Consider the following 18,806-nt stretch of genomic DNA (forward strand, 5'->3'; position numbering starts at 1 on the left):
GCAGAAGCGGCACAAGAGCTACGCGCAGCCTTCGACAGGTGCCGCTAGCGTTACTGTCCGCTCGATCCCGCGTGCGAACTTGAAACAGGCCACCGGCGTCCCCGGCAGCGCAGTCAGCACAGAAAGATCACTGATGGACTACTGCTCCTCATGCCGTCGAACCCTCAACGGGGCGCTGGTTTGCCCCGGGTGCGGCGCATACGCCCCGGACATCGCCCCGCCTGCACCTCGGCTCAATGACGCGGAGGCAGGGACCGCGGTGACGTGGAGGACATGGAGCACGGAGGAGTTCCCGGCCTCGGAGACCTACCACGACCCCCGCTTCTCCGATTTCGCACCGATCGGTACCGAGACGTCCAAGGACGCGATGGCGGACGCATCGGACGCCGGGCACTCCAGTGGCTCGCAGCAGGTGGCTCCCGCGGTGCAGGGCCGTGCGGTACGGCGTCGCCAAATGGCGATGTGGAAGAAGAAGCGGCGTCGGGCCGCGATCGTGTCGGCGGTCGCGCTCGTCGGCGGTGGACTGACCGTCGCCGCGCTGCCTGACGGACCTTCGACCGGCCGCGCAGAGGCAGCCTCGGCGCCGGAGCCCGAAACGTCGGCCACGCCCCGGACGCACATCACCGGCTCGTCGCCGGAGGAGACTGACGCCCCCGTTTCGCAGGATCACGACACCAGTACCAAACCGCCCAAGACCGCCGGCGCACCGCGGAACGCCACGGGCACCGTGGCCACTGCTCCGGCGAAGCGTCAGCCGCAGAACACCACCGTCGCCGCCCGCCCCACCGCGACGACGAGCCCGCAGGTCCATACCCCACCCGTGGCCGGCAACGGAGTGTCCGGCTCCCAAGCCCACTCGCCGGCCCCTCGGACGACCCCGCCCCCGTCCGCACCCGCCGGCACTGGCGCGGGGGACACGTCCACTGCGAGCCCTGCGCCAACAGCGACGTCACCGGGGCAGGTCTGCGTGCTTGTCCTGTGCCTCGGCTGATTACGTCGCGCCATGGCCATCGCGCCGGGCGTCCGCTCCGCTGATCTCGCCGACACGGGCGGCGTGGGCCCTCACCGGGTCGACGGCGCCCCGGACGAAGGCGCATCTGTTCGGCGCGGCCTGAACGTGCTGGCGGTCCGGTCAGTTGTGAGGGCAGGCGTCGGCCCTCCCGGGGGGAGGCCGGGAGGGACGGCAGGGGTCAGACACTCCGCCTGAACGGCGGGGTGGCTGTCCGGACAGAGCATGGCACCAGATCCAGCCATGGGACAGGCTTGTGACCGGAAATCGTCGCCCGGCACAGGTGCGGCTTCAGTGGCAGCCGGCTCGCCTGACTCCTCCGTCCCTGCACACCCGGATGGGCGCCTCGACGGCCGCCGCATGTTCACCATCAGCACCGGGTCTGGGATGGCGGCCATTCGAGCCCCCACCGTTTGTCGGATGCTCCGCCAGCCGTCACGGCCCCGCACGGCTCTGGTCGTTGAAGCGAGGTGACGCATCGTCTGGGCGAAGGACGACGTAAACCCCGCGCGCGACGGGGACAGACACCTCCGGCAGGGCAGCGAAGGGCACGAAGCCAACGAAGCCTGCTTCCACGACCCGTGACCGGACTCGGACGTACACCCTGGCGATGACCAACAGACTTGGAGAGCTTGCACGCCCCTCGGGAGGTGCCGGCCGTTGGGACTCCTTGACCGTGCACCTGGCTGCGGTCACCAGGGAATCGGTCGTCCAGCTTCGGTGAGGACGAGTGTCAGGCAACCCAGCCACACGCCGTCGACTGGGTACTCCCAGTTCTCCGCGTCTGCCAGCACTGCAGGAAGGTCTTGTTGCGGGATGGGAGGACCGGGCTGCTCGCCGAGGGTTCCATCGGGAGCGACCCAGGGAATGACGCGGCATACCTCAATCCATCCCCTGTCGATGAGAGAGAGAAGAATCGCGGCAAGATCTGTGGCAGGCGTGGAGGCAAGCGGCTCGGCCAGATCACTCCGGACGCCGGGGAGGATGTCGATCTCGATCGCGTTGATCATGAATGCGCGGTCTGCGGACGACAGTTCGTCTGTCGCGGAGTATCTCACTGAGAGATGGTCGCAGCTCCAGTTCCTGCCCGGGAAGACTGAGGTACAGCGGGCGGGGTGCAGGTGACCTTGTCACGAGGCGTGTAGTGGGTCTTGAAGTCTTCGTGCTTGACGTTTTGGCCGTCCTGCACGAAGAAGCGGCCGACGGAGACGTCGAAGCCTTCGAGTGGGGTCTGGACCTCGCACTTCGGGCCGCTGCCCGTTCGCGTGCCCGGCTGCTTGATGTTGGTTCGCGGCCCCTGGGTCGCGCGTATCTCGTCGTACTTCTTCGTGCCGAGGAAGGTTATGGTCACCGAGGTACTGGTGGATTCCGCCTGGATGTAAAGGGCGTTGCCCAAGTCGTTGGTCCAGCGCAGGTCGAGAGTGCCCCACGCGACCGTGGCTTCGCGGCCTTCGGGGTACCGCTCGATGTAGAAGGAGTGAGCGCCGTGCTCCACGGGCTTGACTCCCGCAAAGAACATGGCGTTGAACATGGTCGTGGCGACTGCGGAGACGCCGCCGCCGGGAGACTTCACGTACTGACCGTTGTTGATCATGAGGCCGTCGACAAAGCCGTTCTCCTTGCTGCGCTCGCCGACTGTTCGGTTGAAGCTCCACTCCCGTCCGGGCAGTACGATCGAGCCGTTGATGAGCTCCACGGCGCGGCCGATATTGGTGCTGCGGTAGGGGGCGGCCGGGAAAGCGACGGTGAAGGAGGAGACCTTCTCCGTTATGCCGAGCCGCCGTGCCGAGGCGCTCGTGAACTTGGGCGGGACCACGGTGGAGGCGATCTCGCCGGTCCGGGCCGCGCCGGAGCGGGTCAGCAGGGGTAGGACGGCCTCGCCGAGAGCCTTCTCGGTGACCTGCCGCCCCACGCGGCTTTCCTTCGCCACTACTACGCGATCGTCGCCGTCGAGCCGGAGGGTGGCATCCCGAGGGCCTTGGGCGGCTTTCCGCATCGGCCGGGAGACAGCGGGGTCCGCGAGCAGACCCTTGGAGTCAAGGACAGGCACAAGGCGTTTTTGGGTGTCGGGCTTCATCGTCAGATGCCTGCCGACAGCGGAGGGGCCGATGGATATGCGTTTCCCGGCAAGGGTGAGCGTGACCGGGCCGGACATCGCGGGCTGCGCGAACTCCTTCATGGCTCGCTCCGTTTCCGGCGAGCCGATCCGCGGCTGTGTCTGCCTCACCGGCAGCACGGCGGGGCCGGCATCCGTCGGGTATGCGTCGCGAATGGTGTCCATGGCCCGGTCTGTGATCAGGGCGACGCCGGTGACTGGAGCGATGGCCTGCGCTGCGCCCTTCTCGAACGAAATCGCTCCGTCGCGGACCTGCCGCTTGGCGGCCGCACCGATTCGGTCGATTTCGGCCCGGCTCTTCTGCTCGTTCACGTGTATCACCGGCTCGACGTCCCGGTCGTCGGAGGCGAAGAGCCTGCCGATCACACTGAACGGATCGGATCCCGCACTTGCGGCACGGTCGGCGGACGCGGCGGTGTCGAGGGACAGCCCGAGCGCTCCGGGATCGGCCTTCTCGGTGTGGTCGCCGATCTTCAACGCGATCGGCGCCGCGAAGGCCGGGCCGAGCTTTCGGTCCAGGACGCGCTGTGCGTCTGCTCGGCTCATCCCGCCAATGTCGACCCCGCGCACCCGTGTGCCCTCGGCGATGTCGTCGCCGACCACCAGCTCGATGCCGTAGAGGCCGCTCAGCGCTAGTACGACAGCCCCGCCTGCGGCGGACAGAATGATCCGCCAGTTGCCCGTTATGGGGGCACGTCCCATGTCTCTCCCTGTGGCGCAGACCGGCCGGAATGCGCTTTGGGCCGCCAGAGCGGCTCGATATACGTGGATTAACAGCAAATGATTCACTAAAACAGGTGAAATGCGGCATAAATGTAATTGTTGTCACGCTGGAAGAGCTCTCCGGGGGGACCTGGAGCGCTCGGTCGATCACACCCGTATCGCCGCCACAGCCGGTGGCTGTTCAGCAGATCCGTAGGCGGCAAATCCGGCCTGCTGATGCCTGGGAACGTGCTCCCTCTGCACTCTCGTGCGGTCGAATCGGCTGCCCGGCTCGAGCTCGTTCTCCAGCAGCGGCCGCCATGCGGTGGTGCGTCGGCGAGCGCAGTGCGGATCTGAGCACCGGCCCGAGACGAGAGTGGCCGTTCAAGCATGTCGGCACAGGCTGGGGAAGCCGACTTGCTGCGGTTGCCCCAGATCTCCCTCGGCAATCCCCGTGGCTGCGCGGCGTCCCGCAGGATCCGGCGCTGTGGGCCTCGCTCAGGCTGATCGGCAGCTGACGTGAGTGTCGGCCGGAGCCGGTTGAGACCGTCGACAAGCCGGCGCACGGGCACTCGGACGGACAGGTTCGGCGGTCCGTGCGTGCGACGACCGCGACCAGGTCGATACCGGCTCCGCGACGGGCCCGGTCGTCGGCCCCGAACGCTCGCTTCCGACGTCCGGGAAAACATACTCAAACGCGTCGCCGCAGCCTCCTTGCGACGACGAACACGATCACGCCCAGCCCTGTCGCCCCGATGGCGGCGAGTGCGACGGGAAGGGGCGCGCCCGTCCCGGTTGCCGCGAGGTCACCGGAGCCGCCGGTGGTCACGCTCTGCGTGCCCCCGGCCGTGCCGGAGCCTTTGGACGGCTGCCCCGTACCCCCTCCGACGGTGCCGCCGGCGGCCGCGGTGGCGGTGACCGTCAGGAAGCCGAGGTTGTTCCGACCGGGAGCCGCCCTCCCCTCACTGAGGAACACCACTCCCCGCGCTTCGCCGAGCGTCCGGGTCGCCGTGAGCGTGAAGCCGAGTACGGGCTTGATGCCAGGCAACAGCTCTCCGGGCACCCTGCACCGGTACAGCGCGCCCGTCGGGACGGGGGCGTCATCCTCGGGACCGTCACCGAACGTGGGATCCGTGTAGTTCTCCCAGTGCGTGGTGTTGGGCGTCGCCTTGCACCGCTTGTCGAACCCCAGCACCTTCAATCCGCGCGGGATCTCGACCATCACGGCCACCCCGGGGCCGCGATACGCAGCCCGGCCCCGGTTGGTCACTCCGACGACGGCGGTGAACCGCTCGCCGACGCGCGTCTTCACAGTCGCGCCCGCAGCCGCCAGATCGGCCACCTGGCCCGTGTCGAACCCGACGATCACGGAGTTGTCGGAGCCGTCGACCTCGCGGGGCGGCGGCGCGGCCTGCGCCGCCTCCTTCTGCTGCGGCATGGGCGCGAGCTTCAGCACGCCCGAGGTGCCACGCACGCCGCGGGGCTGCTCCGGGATACTCGGCAGCACCATGTACTCCAGCCTGCTGAACTGCTCGTACTTGCCCATTGCGACTTTCAGCGGCGGGGACAGCACGTGCCGCGCCGAGTCGGCCGGGAGCGGGGTGTCCAGCAGGCACACGGCGCCGACCTTCGGGGACTTGGCGTTCTTCGGATCGCGGGTCTGGTACCAGCAGTTGGTGTAGCTGCCGAGCAGCTCCGCCCGGTCGTCGCCGTCGAAGCCCCAGATCCGCAGGTAGGTGCGCGGCACGGTCCGACTTCCCGCATTGGACACCTCCAGCGGCAGTGGGACGCTCCCGCCGGCGGGCACCCGGATCCGGTACTGCGCCGGCGGAGTCAGCACCAGGTCGGCGGCCTCGGTGACCGTGACGGCTGTCGTGAGCTCGCTCTCCTTGCCGAGCGGGGTGTTGGCGGAGCGGGCGGTGTATCTGACCTGTCCCGTGGCGCCGTTGGCCGCGCCCGCCTTGGCGCGGACCTTGTAGGCGTACGTGACGTTGGGCTCGGCGTTCCAGCGCACTTCGACGTCGCCGACCGGGCAGGTGGCGACCGCCCCCGCCACAGCGCAGTCCGCCGCGAAGCGGAACTCCGCTACCTCCTTGGCTCCGGTGGTGTCGATCACCAGCTCGACGTCCTCCACCAGATCCTGCTGGGGACGGGCGTTGACGAACTGGATCTGGACATCCTTGAACCGGGCGTCATTGGGTACCTGGCCCGCGCGGGCCACCTCGTGCTTCGGCGGCGCGTAGACCGCGAAGTAGCCTGCCGGTGCCGGTGCCGGTGCCGGTGCGGGGTCGGCGGCGGAGGGCGGCGCGGCGGCCAGGCCGAGGCCCAGCACCATCGCGGCGCAAAAGGCCAGCGCGGCGCGCGCTGCCCCGGCGGTCAGTCTCGGTCTCATGCTCGGCCTCTCCGATGGCGCCGGGCCCGTGACCTCGACCGATCGCCTCCTGTGGAGGCGGGCGTGCAGGTGGCGGCCCGTCAGACGCTGGTCCTCGCATATTGGACTCTCCGTCAGGCCGTGAGGTTGTACGCACGGAAGGCCGGGGACAAGTCCCACCCCCGGCGGGCCGGTCAACGCCACGCGCGGCGGCACCAATGCCGTCAGGGGAGCGCGCGGTGCTGGACGGCGGACGGGCTCGCCGCTCAAGGGCGGTCACGGTCTCGCCCGGCGCCCGTACGAATCGCTCGGCGTGCCGCACATGGGGGACGGTCGGCCTTGTAGTGCATGCACAGGTAGCAGCCCCGCGCGGCGGATCGAGGTGTCGTTGCGAGTCGCGACGACCCGATCATCCGGCGGCTACGACAGGGGCGGCCGAAAGCACCCCATGGCGCAGGGATGGGGAATAACGCTGCCGGGGTGTCCGGCTGTCGTCAGCATGAGCACTCTTGGACTGATCGGCAGCGGACACATCGGCAGCACGCTCGCGAGGCTCGCAGTAGCCGCCGGGCTCGATGTGGTCCTGAGCAACTCACGCGGACCTGAGACCCTCACCGACCTGGTGGCGGAGCTGGGCCCCGGCGCGCGGGCCGCGACACCCGCCGAGGCGGCGGCCGCCGGCGACTGGGTCGTGGTCACCGTCCCGCTGAAGAACTACCGCCAGGTGCCGGTGGCGCCGCTGGCGGGGAAGGTCGTTCTCGACACGAACAACTACTACCCCGAGCGAGACGGACACATCGCCGAACTGGACTCGGAAGAGACCACCACCAGCGAACTCCTCCGGCGGCATCTGCCGGACGCCAAGGTCGTCAAGGCGTTCAACAACATCTTCTTCGCGCATCTGGCCGCGCTGGCCCGGCCCTCGGGCGCTCCCGACCGCTCGGCGCTGCCCATCGCCGGCGATGACCCCGAGGCGAAGGAGGCCGCCACCAGGCTGCTCGATCTCCTCGGATTCGACGCCGTGGACGCGGGGCGCCTCGCCGACAGCTGGCGTTTCCAGCGCGACACGCCGGCGTATGTCGTTCCGTACGCGAAGAACCCGCAGGGTCTGGGCATCTCCATGGACGACCCGGGAGCGAGCGCGGACGCCGCGACGCTGCGCGCGGCCCTGGCAGCGGCCCGGCGGGGCTGAGGAGCGACCGAGCTGGGCTGAGGTTGTCCTGCCTTCCTGGGCGCACGCCTGAGGCGGTCATTCGTAACCCAGGTGGTTGCGGGGCGGCTCGACTCCGGCGAGTCAACACCAATCCTCACGCGGCTCGACGACGACAGCGGGCCGTCGTCGAGTCCGCGACGATCTCATCGTGCGACGCCGCCTTCGGGGTCGGCGCGCATTTCAGCGCCGATCACTTCCGAAGGAGCAGACCGCACCACTGCCGGGGGTTGTCGCGGTCGATCCGTGCTCCCTCGGCATTGTCGAGGCTAAAAGTCAGGAACGCGGCGGGCGGGGTTGATCTTCTCGCTCCGCGTTCTTCTCCTTGATGCGCACCGCTTCCTTCCGGACCTCGGCCTGGGTGGCGCGTTCCTTCTCCAGCCACTCGGGACTGTCCTTCTTCAGCGCGTCGATCTGCTCAGTCGTGAGGGCGTCTGTGATGCCGCCACGTGCGAGACCTGCGATGGAGATGCCCAGCCTGGCCGCGACCACCGGCCGGGGATGCGGGCCGTTGCGTCGCAGTTCCAGCAGCCACTCGGGCGGATCGGCCTGCAGCGCACTCAACTCGGTGCGCGAGACGACACCCTCCTGGAACTCGGCGGGGGTGGCCTCGAGGTACACACCCAGCTTCTTTGCCGCGGTAGCGGGCTTCATGGTCTGGGTGGTCTTGTGCGACGTCATGGTGTCCAGGGTATCGAGCGTGTGCGCTACCTCTGACCATGGCCGGTAACCTGGCGGAGTGACAGGCTCGGAAGTGTCCCCTTCGTTCCGGCTCGCGTATGTCCCGGGTGTGACGCCGACCAAGTGGGTGCGGATCTGGAACGAGCGGCTTCCCGGAGTACCACTGACTCTCATCGCGGTGTCCGCCGCCGAAGCATTTGACGTGTTGCGGGGCGGCGGCGCCGACGCCGGTTTCGTGCGGTTGCCGGTCGACCGGACGGACCTGAGCGCGATCCCCCTCTATACCGAGACGACGGTGGTCGTGGTCCCGAAGGACCACGTCGTGGCCGCGGTCGACGAGGTGTCCGCCGAGGATCTTGCCGACGACGTCGTCCTGCATCCTCTCGACGACACCCTCGACTGGGAGCGCCGCCCGGGACGGACCGCGAACGAGCGCCCCGCCACGACGGCGGACGCCGTCGAACTGGTGGCGGCAGGAGTGGGACTACTCGTCGCCCCGCAGTCAATCGCCCGCCTGCACCACCGCAAGGACCTCACGTACAGGCCGGTCTCGGACGCCCCCGAGTCGCGCATCGCGCTCTCGTGGCCGCAGGACGAAACCACCGAACTGGTGGAGCAATTCATCGGGATCGTCCGCGGGCGGACCGTCAACAGCTCTCGAGGTCGCCCGACCCCGGCACAGCCGAAGCACAAGCGCCCCGATACCGGTGGCGGAGGGCGGAAGCCCGCAGCCGGCAAGTCGACCGGCAAGAGCCCCCGGAGTGGTTCCGGCGGGCCCAAAGGCGGCAAACGCGGTAAGCCTCGGCGCCGGTCGTAGGCGTGAAGGCCTGAAGCAACGGCAAGATCAGCAGGTAGCGCCAGGTCCTGTCGAGCGCCTCGGGCGCCTCGGGCGCCTTCTTGGCCTCGGGATCGAATCTGGCGTCGCCGCGAGCAGATCGTCAGCGGCTGATGGCCCGTCGTAGGGTGACGCCGTGATGACAGAGGCGGGTGCGGGTGAGGATCGGCTGCTTTACGGGTGCATGGGACTCGGCGGGAGTTGGGATACCAAGCCCTACGGCGCGCAGGAGATCGTCCAGGCCGAGGCAGTGATCGAGGCGGCGCTGGACAGCGGCATCACCACCTTCGACCATGCGGACATCTACCGGCACGGAAAGGCCGAAGCCGTCTTCGGCGAGGTCCTGGCCCGGGCGCCACACTTGCGCGAGCGGATCGTTGTGCAGACCAAGTGCGGTATCCGCCTCGCGGAGGGGGATCGGCCCGGCATCTACGACCTGCGCGGCGAGACCATCATCCGGCGGGCCCGGGAGAGCCTGAACCGCCTGCGTACCGACTTCCTCGATGTGCTGCTGCTGCACCGTCCGGATCCCCTGGCGGACCCCGACGACATAGCCGAGGCGCTGATGTCTCTGCACCGGCAGGGCATGGTGCGCCGGTTCGGCGTGTCGAACATGGGGGCGGCGCAGATCGCGCATCTGCAGGCGCGTCTCGATGTCCCGCTGACGGCCAACCAGTTGGAGATGAGCCTGCACCAGCGGGACTGGCTCGAGGCCGGGGTCCTGGTGAACACTCCCGCCGCGGCGACGAACGGCTTCCCGTTCGGGACGATCGAGTTCTGTCGGGCGAACGGCCTGCGTCTGCAGGCGTGGGGCGCGCTCGCGCAGGGCCGATTCACCGGTCGGCAGGCGACCGCGGACGAGCAGGCGACCGCACAGCTCGTCACGTCGCTCGCCGCTGCCAAGGGCACGACGCCGGAAACGATCCTGCTGTGGTGGCTGCAGCGGCATCCCGCGCGGATCGCACCAGTTGTGGGGAGCACGCGTCCCGAACGTATACGTGCCTGCAGCGATGCCGCGCAACGGGAACCGGATCTCAGCCACGAAGAGTGGTACGACCTCTGGCTCACAGCCCGCGGCGCGCCTCTGCCCTGAATTTGATCGCGCCCCCGCGACGGTCAACGCCGCGGGGGTGTTCCGGCAGCGGCACGTTGAATGGGGCGCGGATGCGAGCCTCCACCTGCTCCTACAGCGCCGGGCTTCACGTTGGCTGCGGCTCGAAGTCCCAGTACGGCCGCTCTCCCCGCCGTACGGCTGCCGTCTGCGGGCTGTGTTCGCCCAGCGTGCCGGTCAGGCGCGTCAGCGCCTCCTGCTGGAGCTGGTCGGCTTCGGTTTCCCGGCGCAGCGCGCGCAGATCCTGCGCGAGTGCCGCCTGGCAGGCCAGGGTGAGGGGGTGGCTGCGGCCGACGGTGTTCGTAACCCGTTCCAGGGTTTGCGCGCTGAGGTCGGCGGCCCCCTCCGCGTCACCGCTGCGGCTGCGCGCGGAGGCTGCGTTGAGGGCGCACCCGATGGTCCACGGGTGGTCCGCGCCCATCGATGCCGTCATACCGTGCAGGGCGCGTTCGGCGACACGTCGTGCTTCGTCGCGGTCTCCCGAGTCCTGCAGGACGAGGCCGATGTTGCCGGCCGTGCCGATCGAGTAGGGGTGGGCGTCGCCGAGGAGGTCGGCGTATCCGCGGGCGGCGGCCGTGGCCAGGTCCCACGACTGGTCCAGGCTGTGGTCCTCGCGGAGCAAGGACGCGTAGTCGGCGGCGACGAAGAGCGCTTCGGGGTGGTGCGGGCCCTGGATCTGGCGGGCGCGTTCCACGAGCTCGCGCATCAGGTCGCGGGCCGGTGTGAGGTCGCCGACCCGGCGCAGGCACTGGGCGAGGTTGTGTTCGGCGACCATGGTCGTCACCGTGTACCGGCCCATGAGGCGGCGGTAGTCCTGGACGTTGGCATCCTGGCGGCCGAGCGCGTACGCGTAACGGCCGAGCAGACGCAGAGTCCATGCCTGCCGGTGTGCGGTGTAGAGAGTGAAGGCGTGGTGCGGCCCGAGTTGCCGTGAGCGGACGGCGAGCACTGCCGCGGACAGATCCAGGGCTTCCTGGTAGCGGCCGAGCAGTGACAGCACGATGGACAGGTTGGTGCGCGCCTGTTGGGTGGCCAGCGCTTCCTCGCCCAGCGTTGCCGCGGTGATCTGCGCGGTCCGGTCGTAGAGTTCGTGGGCTTCCTGGTAGGCGCCGAGGGCGACCAGGGTTCCCCCGAGGTTGTTCCTGGCGCGCTGCAGATCCTGGTGGTCGGCAGGTCTGGCTGCGGCGAGTCGGTCGACGACGGCCCGTCCTACGGACTCGGCCTCCTGGTAGCGGCCGGCTCTGCGCAGCATGTTGGCGTGCTGGTAGGTGACGATGAGCATGTCGGGGTCGTCGAAGGGGCGGTGTCCGCGCCAGCGTTCCTTCGCCTGCTCGCACAGCCGCAGCCCGGCGTGCGCTTCGCCGCGGGTGCGGAGGTACTCGATGCAGTTCAGGACGAGACGGGCGCCGATGCCGCCCCGGTCCAGCGAGCCGGAGATCTCCAGGTGCGGAATCAGTTCGGCGTATCGGGGCCACAAGGCGGCGTCCTGGGGCCGTTGGGGATCCGCTCCCGCCAGGATTTCGCAAGCGGTACGGGACAGCCGCTCGCGCCGTTCGTCGGAGAGCTGCTCGCGCAGGAGCGTGTGATACAGACGCGGCATCGTTGCCCGCTCCACCCCGCTGTCGCCGAACTCGAGCCTGACGGCTGGGCTTTGCGAGAGCTGTCGCATCGTCGTGTCCCAGGCCGCGGGGTCGGTGGCGGCGGCGGCGATGCGCCGCGGGAGGACGCCTGCGTCGGCGTACTGCAGCAGCCGAACGGGGATGGCCTCGGGCGAGAAGTGGGTGAAAAGGTCGAGGAGTTCGACGACCACGGGACTGCGTTCCCGCAGCGACGCCAGAGTGATCGTCCAACTGCTCTCCAGGGCGCGGGGGTATTGCGTCGCATGGCCGTTCGACGGTCGCTCGGGAGGGTGGGAGCGGACAAGGTCGATGTACTCGGGGACGGGCATCGGATTGGCGTCGAGCCAGGCCGCGGTGTGCGAGAGCAGGAGAGGGAAGTCCTGCACCGCCTCGGCGAGCCGGTCGGCCTCGAGGGCCGTGAGGCGGGGGGCCCTGGCGCGTATGTAGGCGACCGACTCGTTTCTCGGGTAGGGCGGCACGTCGATGGCCTGGACATGCTCGTCGTCCGCCCAGGCCGGGTTACGAGAAGTGATCAGGATGTGTCCCGAGCCCTCGGGCAGCAGGTCCTCGATCTCCCGCAGGTCGTCGGCGCTGTCGAGTACGAGTAACCAGCGGTGAAAGGGCAGGCCCACGCGCAGGGCCTCCTGCACGGCGCGGATGCGGTTGCCGATGCCCTGTCCTGCGGCGAGGTCGAGGCGGGGCGCGAGCTCGGCGAGCTGTTCCCGGGCTGTTCCCTGGAAAGCGGCGCTGATCCACCAGAGGATGTCGTATTCGTTGCCGTACCGGTGGGCGTACTCGGTGACCAACTGGCTCTTGCCGATTCCGGAGGCACCGAGGAGTACGCAGCGGTGCTGTCCGGCCCGGGCGGTCCCCGGTTCAGGGGCCGCCAGAAGAGCCCGGCGCATGTGGTCCAAAAGCGTCTCGCGGCCGCTGAAACGGGGGTTGCGTCGGGGGGTGTTCGACACAGCGGGCGGGGTGTCCGGGAACCTCATGGTCAGTCCGGACGCCTCGCGGGCGGGCCGGGACAGGGAGACGCCGAGCAGGTCGAACAGGCGGTGCCTGGCCTCCTGTTCGCCGGTGCCCCGGAGGTCCGCCATGGGCAGTGCCGTTGCCGCCGCGGGCGGCTCCCCGTTGTCGACGATCACGGTGGCCAGGCGCTCGGAGTGGTGCGCGGCGCACGCGGTGAGCGCCGAGTCCCACTCCTGCGCGGTGCGTCCGCCGAGCCCGCAGTACGTCGGCCCGATCAGGAGCAGCGCCCTGTCCGAGGTGTCGAGCAGGTCGTCCAGTAGTTCGGTCAGCGGCCGCGACGAGTCAGGGTTCCACAGTCGGGATGTGACACGGTGTCCGGCCGGCTGGAGCTGATCGGTGATCCACGCCGCCCATGACCGGTCGAAGCCGGCGTGGCTGAGCACGATGTGCCGGCCGGGCGCTGCGCCGCGCCGCGGAGCTGTCCCTCGTGGGCGGAGGTCGAGAGCAGGAGCAGGGAGTTCGTAGACCGCGCCGTCGGCGGCGAGCAGCCGCACCGGCCCCCAGCCGACGGTCTCCGCAACCGTCTCGGCCTTTCTCACCTGAAGCGTCCGTGGCACGGGCTGGTCGAGCAGTTCCAGTACCTGTGGATCGGTGTCGGGTACTTGCAGGACGAAGCTACCGGTGTCGTCGGCGCCTTCGCCGAGGACCAGCAGCGGCCCCACACGCCGGCCGTGCAGCTCGGTGCGCGGCAGCAGAGCGGCGATGAGTCCGACGTCGGTGACGCTGAGCCGCTGGGGCGGTTCGGGCTGCAGCACCGCGTCGGCGAGCCTGGCCCTGGCGACCGTGGCGAGTTGCCAGGCGGTGGTGGTCCGGCGGACCGGGTCGGGGAACCGCTGCCAGGCGCCCGAGAACCAGCGCGCGACCCCTTCCCGGGCCTCCTCGACCAGCGCCCGCAGTGCCGGCCGCAGTGCGTGCTCGATGTCCGCTTCCGCTTCGGTGCCGCCGCTGACGGCGTGCCAGGTGGCGAGCTCCTCCGCGAACAGAGCGGGAGAACCATTGCGATGCATGCGCTCGATGACCGACCACAGGCCGTGCAGGGGCGCTGCGGTCGGAGAGTTCTTGAGCCGCTCGGTGAGTTCGGCGCGCAGTTGCGGCAGCAGATCGCTGCGCAGGACGATGTAGCCGAAACCGCGTCGCTCGACGAGGTCACCGAACCACAGGTCCGTCTCGGCCGAGACGTCCAGCAGGGGTGCCACTGAGACCCGTACGGCCCGCATCAGTTCCGGTTCGATGCGGGTGGCGACGCTGAGGAGGACGGCGAGTTCGTGTCCCTGCCGGGGGCGGGGCCCGGCGGCGGTGGTCATCGCAGTTCCCCGACGACCCGGCCCACGGTGGTGCCTCGGTCCCAGACGACGGCGTGCAGCCGAGAGCGCCACCAGGTGGGCCACAGGCGCTCCGGCAGAGGTACGAGGGCGACGGCTTCGCAGCCGTGCTGCCGGATGCGCAGCAGTGTCTCGCGCCACTCGCGTTCGGTCGCGCGGTGCGGGTCGAAGGGCGGTCCGATGGAGCCGAGCCCCGACAGCAGCAGAATGCGCGTGCCCGGCTGAGGGGGGCGGTACGGTCCCCAGGTGCCGCGAGGGCCGGTGCCCACTCCGCGCAACGGGCAGTCGGCGAACCGGAGCACGGTTGTTCTCGCCACGCCGACCAGGCTGCGTACCTGGTCGATGACGCCTTCGACGTCCTGCGCGAAGGGCTCCATGGCGGCGGAGATATCGGCGAGGATCTGTACCCCGTAGCGCAGGGTCGGCAGCGGTCGCCGCGGTATCTCGTGCAGAGGAAGCCCGCGGGCGAGGTGATCGGCAGCCCGCTCCACGTCCAGGTCACCTTCGTGGGCGACCCTTGCCAGGGCCGCGTGCAGGACCGCGGCGGTGGAGCGGGGCGCGAGCAGTGGTACGTGGAGTCTGCCGCGGCCGGCGGCGGTTCTGGGGGAGGGAAGGGATTCGACGGTCCAGCCGGTCCTGCGCGGCGTTCGATGCTCGGTGGGGGTCAGCGGGGTGTGCGCGGTCGCGAACGGCGGATGGCGGGGCGTGCCGTTCGGTGAAGGCTCCGGCAGGGGCATGCCGAGGCTTTGCGGTTCTTCCGGCCCGGGCAGCGGGGTGGGGCTGTGCGCAGCGACGACGTCGGGGGAGGGGTCGAAGGCGGGTGCCGGCATGCTTCCGGGGCCGAGGCCGAGCAGCGACGCGATCCGTTGCCACGCCGAGGGATCCGAGGCGCCGAGGGCCGTTGCGGCGCGCGCCACGTCGCCCAGCCAGATCTCGCGGTGGCGCATCTGATCACCACCCGTCTCCGTAGATCTGCTGGCGCTTGACCAGCACGCAGTTCTTCAGCCACTCCCAGCGTTCGGATCCCAGACCGATCCCGAGGGTGACGCAGGCACGCAGTGCGTCGAGGTACTCCGCGGTGCTGGGTCCTCGCACGCCCTGTGCGGCTGCCTGTTCGGTCACCCGGCCCAGCTCGACGGCCATTGCCTCGGCCAGTCGAAGGTGCCCGGCGCCGCCCGCGCCGTGCCAGCTGCGCATGTGTTCCTCGGCGATGCGGACCAGGCTGCGCACGTCGTGATCGGGGAGGGTGACGACGACGCAGCGGCGCAGGAACGCCTGGGGGAGTTCCCGCTCGTCGTTGGTGGTGATGACCACGAGTTGGCGGGAGAAAAGCGGGTCCGTGGGGCCCGTCGGCGGCTCGGTCCACACCTCGGTGTCGGTCTCGACGACGGTGAAGCGCTGCGATCCGAGTGGTACGAGCAGGCTGTTGGGCACGTCCGGGTCGGCCTTGTCGATCTCGTCGATGAGGACGACGGCGTGATCGATGCTGCGGTCGCCGTTGACGCCGGCGAACGGGTCCTCGATGCCCTCGGCGGGGGGTTCGTCCTCAGCGGCGGCTCGGCCTCTGCGCCGGGCCGAGCGCGGGGCGAGGGCCCACCACAGCACGCCGGGCTGCAAGTAGGAGAAGTCGTCCAGCGGGGGCGACTCCTGGCGGTGCACCTGGGCGTCGGCGAGGCGGCGGACGCTGTCGAAGCGCCACAGCAGGTCTCGCGACCGGGTGCCGTAGGTGATGACGTGTTCGTAGTAGCGCCAGCCTCTGCGCCGTGCGACGTAGGGGGCGAGCGAGGACTTGCCGGATCCGGGGCTGCCGCGCAGCAGCAGCGGTCTGCCGGTGGCCAGAGCCACGTTCACCGCTTCGTCGATCTCCTGGGACATGACGTAGATCTCGCCGTCGCCGCGGTCCGGATTGCGGAACCACTCATTGGGCGTGCTGTTTCCACCCTCGGTGATCGCCATCGGGTGGTTCACCCCCTCGCGTTGGTGCGGTTGATCCGGCTCATCCAGGCGTCGTCGCCGATGTGGGGGATGCCCCAGTCGTTGAGCATCCCGTACGCGACCCTGATCGCCACTCGTTCGTCGTCGGCGCCGAACGGCGGGGTGAGGAGGGCGGCCTGGGAGAGTCGGCCGGGCAGTGCGGAGTCGTCGGGGAGTTGCTCGCCCGGGATCAGCAGGATGTGCACCCAGGGGATGTGCTCGTGCAGCCAGTCGACGACCCGTTCGGCCTGGGGGAGGGTGCAGTGCTCGGCATGGATGACGACGTACGTGTCGCAGTCCCGGAGCCGTGGGGCGCCGGCCAGGGGCTCGCGGGAGCTCATCCCGAACCGGGACCTGATGTGCTGCTCGCAGGCGAGCCGCAGCTCGTCCTCCGGGTCTTCCTCTCCCGGCGGCGGTGCACTGACGGATATGCAGCAGTACCGGCTGACGTCCATGCAGAAGGCGCGGCCCAGGTAGTACTGCCCCGTCTCGGGTCTGTGGACGTTCAGGACGACTGCCTGGCGCTCCAGGCCCTCTTCCGGCAGTACGCGCCGGGCTGAGGCCGCGTCGATCCACACCGGCAGGACCAGGCGGACGAGCTCGTTCAGTGCGGTGCTGTCCATGTGCCGGGCGACTTCCCCGACGGCGCTGCGCAGCCGCGGCGCGTCATGGGTGTGAAGCATCTGAGCGGCCAGGAATCCGCAGCTGACGTCGGTGACGGGAGAGCTCGCGAGATGCCGGTCGTGGAGCCCGAGGGCGCGTCCCATGCGGGCGAGCCGGCTCATCGTGCGGACCTGACTGAGCTGTGCGGTGATGTCCTCCGCCCAGCGCTGCACCGGATCGTCGTCCGTGGGAGCCGGAAGCGGCGGAAACGCACGTACGATCGCCTCCGCCGCCTCGGCCGCGTCCGGGACGTCGCCCTTGCAGACGGTGGCGATACGGCGCACCAGCTGCAACGACATCAGGTCCTCGAAGCCGGCGGCAGCCATGTCCTCGGGGGTCACGTCGCCGACCGGGGCGGGTAGCACGAGAAAGGAGTGGTTGAAGTGGTGGCGCCACATGAGGATGTCGACTTCCCTGTGGACCCATGTCGAGGTAAGCGCCGCACGGTTGACGAGCACCACCGCGGCCCGGCACTCCAGGAGCCACTCGTACAACCGGGGGTGCCACTTCTCCCCGGGTAGGAGTCTCTCGGCGTCGACGAGGACGTCGTACCCGCGTTCCCGCAGCCCCTGGATGACATGGCCGCGCACTTCGCCGCCGTACGGGTCCTCGCGCGTGCTGTGACTGATGAACACCTTGTTCAAGCCCCCGCCTTCCCAAGTGCCCTTCTCTAACGAGAGTTTGACGGCACCTCAGTCACGGGGCAATTGGGCCTCGAGCAGGAACGGCCGCAGACGGTCCGCGATGTGCCTGATCAGCCGGTCGAGGTCGGCGCAGTGGACGGACGGATTTCTGAAGCCGTTGCGGGCGTCGAACCGGTGGGCGTAGTTCCCGCCGCCGCAGATCGCGACGACCGGGCAGGACAGGCACTGATCGGAGAGGGCGGCGGCGCCGATCTGGCGGGCGGCGATCCCTGGATGGTCGAGAGCCTCGTTGAAGGTGTGGTGGAGGACGTTGAGCCCGGTCTCGGGGGCGCCCGAGTAAGCGGTCTTGAGTGAGTCGACCTGTTCGATGGCACCATCGGTGTCCACGACGACGGCGACGACGGGGGAGGACCCCACGGATTCGGTGCCGCTTTCCTCACCGGTCAGCAGGCCGATGATCTCTGTGAACAGCCGGATGGTGGTTTGGGGCGACTCCGCGTGGAACCAGCGGTCGAAAACGGCGGCGAGCCAGTCGCCGTACGGGGTGCCGGTTTTCTGGTCGAGGGAGGACCAGTTGGCGTGCGGCAGCAGCAGATCCATGCTCGGCGGCTCGAATGCGAGGAGCGATTCGTAGACTTCGATGGGATCGGATGCCGGGTCGATGGTGCACAGGATGCCACCGTAGGCATCCGGGTTACGGGCCAGCACCCGTAGTCCCCGCGCCGCGGCCGGCCAGCCGGGGCGCCCGCGATGGTTGACCCTGTGCCGGTTGTGCCGGGCCAGCCCGCCGTCGAGGCTTACCCCGATCCTCAGCCCGGCCGCGGCCAGTTCGGTGACGACGGCTTCCGTGAGCCTGCTTCCATTGGTCTGCACAGTGGCCTGCACCCGGCAGGATCCGGGCCCCACGGCCGCATCGATGGCCTCCCGGACTGCGGTGACGTAGCCGATGGGTGCCTCAGCTCCGGTCAGCAGCGGCTCACCGCCGTGCACGTTCAGATGGACCTCCGACAGCATGTGCGTCTCCACATGCTCGGCGATCCGGGCCGCAGTCGCAGTCACGACTGTCGCGGACGCCGTGGCAGGTCGCTCACGCCAGCTCTGGTCCGGCCCCGAATAGACGTAGCAATACGTACAGGCGAAATTGCAGCGACTGTGCATCTTCAGCACGAACTGCTGGAACGGTACTGCCTGATAACCCGCGGCCCGAGCGGCGACGACATCGAGTCCCTGCAGAGGCCATAGGGCCGACGTGCTGTGTCGGTGGCCCGCCTCAGTAGGTGACGCAGGGGCTGTCGTCATAGAAAGCCACTGCATTGCTACGAGAACCGGCCCGGGCCAGCAGGCCGGTCACCACGGCGGCGAGCACAGGGTTGCGCGCGTCACTGGTCAACGACGACAGATCGAGGCCGGTGAAGTCCGGCAGCGGCTCAATGGCTTGATGTCCGTCCCTCGGGGACAGAGCAGTGCCCGGGGGAAGAGGCAAAACCCAACTCCAGGAAGAAATGCTCGCGCTTCGCTCG

At 69.5% G+C, this 18,806-nt stretch carries 14 protein-coding genes; 4 read left to right on the forward strand and 10 right to left on the reverse strand.

Annotated features, from left to right (window positions below; translation table 11 throughout):
• The first annotated feature begins 259 nt into the window (after positions 1–259).
• Positions 260–991, forward strand: a complete 732-nt coding sequence (locus J7E87_RS10010) for a hypothetical protein (protein ID WP_215092224.1) — start codon at positions 260–262, stop codon at positions 989–991.
• Between the two features lie 710 nt (positions 992–1,701).
• Here J7E87_RS10010 and J7E87_RS10015 read toward each other — a convergent pair.
• From J7E87_RS10015 to J7E87_RS10025, 3 genes are all read right to left on the reverse strand, one after another.
• Complete coding sequence (locus J7E87_RS10015; RefSeq protein WP_215092225.1) at positions 1,702–2,019, reverse strand: hypothetical protein; 318 nt, start codon at positions 2,017–2,019, stop codon at positions 1,702–1,704.
• A 44-nt stretch (positions 2,020–2,063) separates the two neighbouring features.
• Positions 2,064–3,827 carry a VanW family protein gene (locus J7E87_RS10020; protein WP_215092227.1) on the reverse strand — a complete coding sequence of 588 codons (1,764 nt, stop codon included), beginning with the start codon at positions 3,825–3,827 and terminating at the stop codon, positions 2,064–2,066.
• 691 nt (positions 3,828–4,518) lie between these two features.
• Positions 4,519–6,219, reverse strand: a complete 1,701-nt coding sequence (locus tag J7E87_RS10025; RefSeq protein ID WP_215092229.1) for a hypothetical protein — start codon at positions 6,217–6,219, stop codon at positions 4,519–4,521.
• 478 nt (positions 6,220–6,697) lie between these two features.
• Here J7E87_RS10025 and J7E87_RS10030 point away from each other — a divergent pair, with 478 nt between their 5' ends.
• Positions 6,698–7,390, forward strand: a complete 693-nt coding sequence (locus tag J7E87_RS10030; RefSeq protein ID WP_215092232.1) for an NADPH-dependent F420 reductase — start codon at positions 6,698–6,700, stop codon at positions 7,388–7,390.
• A gap of 294 nt (positions 7,391–7,684) precedes the next feature.
• Here J7E87_RS10030 and J7E87_RS10035 read toward each other — a convergent pair whose 3' ends face one another.
• Positions 7,685–8,089, reverse strand: a complete 405-nt coding sequence (locus J7E87_RS10035) for a DUF5997 family protein (RefSeq protein WP_215092233.1) — start codon at positions 8,087–8,089, stop codon at positions 7,685–7,687.
• Positions 8,090–8,147: 58 nt separating this feature from the next.
• Between J7E87_RS10035 and J7E87_RS10040 the strand changes: the two genes are divergently transcribed.
• Both J7E87_RS10040 and J7E87_RS10045 read left to right on the forward strand, forming a co-directional pair.
• Positions 8,148–8,906, forward strand: coding sequence for a LysR substrate-binding domain-containing protein (locus J7E87_RS10040; protein WP_215092235.1), 759 nt, complete (start codon positions 8,148–8,150; stop codon positions 8,904–8,906).
• Between the two features lie 157 nt (positions 8,907–9,063).
• On the forward strand, positions 9,064–10,017 hold the full coding sequence (locus tag J7E87_RS10045; RefSeq protein ID WP_285427315.1) for an aldo/keto reductase family oxidoreductase: 954 nt from the start codon (positions 9,064–9,066) through the stop codon (positions 10,015–10,017).
• A 106-nt stretch (positions 10,018–10,123) separates the two neighbouring features.
• Here the strand turns inward: J7E87_RS10045 and fxsT are convergent, their stop codons facing one another.
• Genes fxsT through J7E87_RS10075 form a run of 6 tightly spaced genes read right to left on the reverse strand, consistent with a single transcriptional unit; the run spans position 10,124 to position 18,769 of the window.
• Complete coding sequence (gene fxsT, locus J7E87_RS10050; RefSeq protein WP_251017219.1) at positions 10,124–13,987, reverse strand: FxSxx-COOH system tetratricopeptide repeat protein; 3,864 nt, start codon at positions 13,985–13,987, stop codon at positions 10,124–10,126.
• Positions 13,984–14,952, reverse strand: a complete 969-nt coding sequence (locus J7E87_RS10055; protein ID WP_215092237.1) for a hypothetical protein — start codon at positions 14,950–14,952, stop codon at positions 13,984–13,986. Before J7E87_RS10055 ends, fxsT begins: the two co-directional genes overlap by 4 nt.
• 4 nt (positions 14,953–14,956) lie before the next feature.
• Positions 14,957–15,961 (reverse strand): AAA family ATPase, encoded by a 1,005-nt coding sequence (locus J7E87_RS10060; RefSeq protein ID WP_215092239.1) that lies wholly within the window; start codon positions 15,959–15,961, stop codon positions 14,957–14,959.
• 8 nt (positions 15,962–15,969) lie between these two features.
• The gene (locus J7E87_RS10065; RefSeq protein WP_308312892.1) at positions 15,970–17,277 is read right to left on the reverse strand and encodes a toll/interleukin-1 receptor domain-containing protein; all 1,308 of its coding nucleotides are present in this window, start codon (positions 17,275–17,277) and stop codon (positions 15,970–15,972) included.
• Between the two features lie 57 nt (positions 17,278–17,334).
• On the reverse strand, positions 17,335–18,585 hold the full coding sequence (locus J7E87_RS10070; protein ID WP_215092243.1) for an FxsB family cyclophane-forming radical SAM/SPASM peptide maturase: 1,251 nt from the start codon (positions 18,583–18,585) through the stop codon (positions 17,335–17,337).
• Entirely contained in the window at positions 18,557–18,769 is a 213-nt protein-coding gene (locus J7E87_RS10075) for a YxD-tail cyclophane-containing RiPP peptide (protein ID WP_215092245.1), read from the reverse strand. Before J7E87_RS10075 ends, J7E87_RS10070 begins: the two co-directional genes overlap by 29 nt.
• Positions 18,770–18,806 lie beyond the last annotated feature (37 nt).

The organism is Streptomyces sp. ISL-1 (assembly GCF_018614585.1).
GTDB lineage: Bacteria > Actinomycetota > Actinomycetes > Streptomycetales > Streptomycetaceae > Streptomyces > Streptomyces maoxianensis.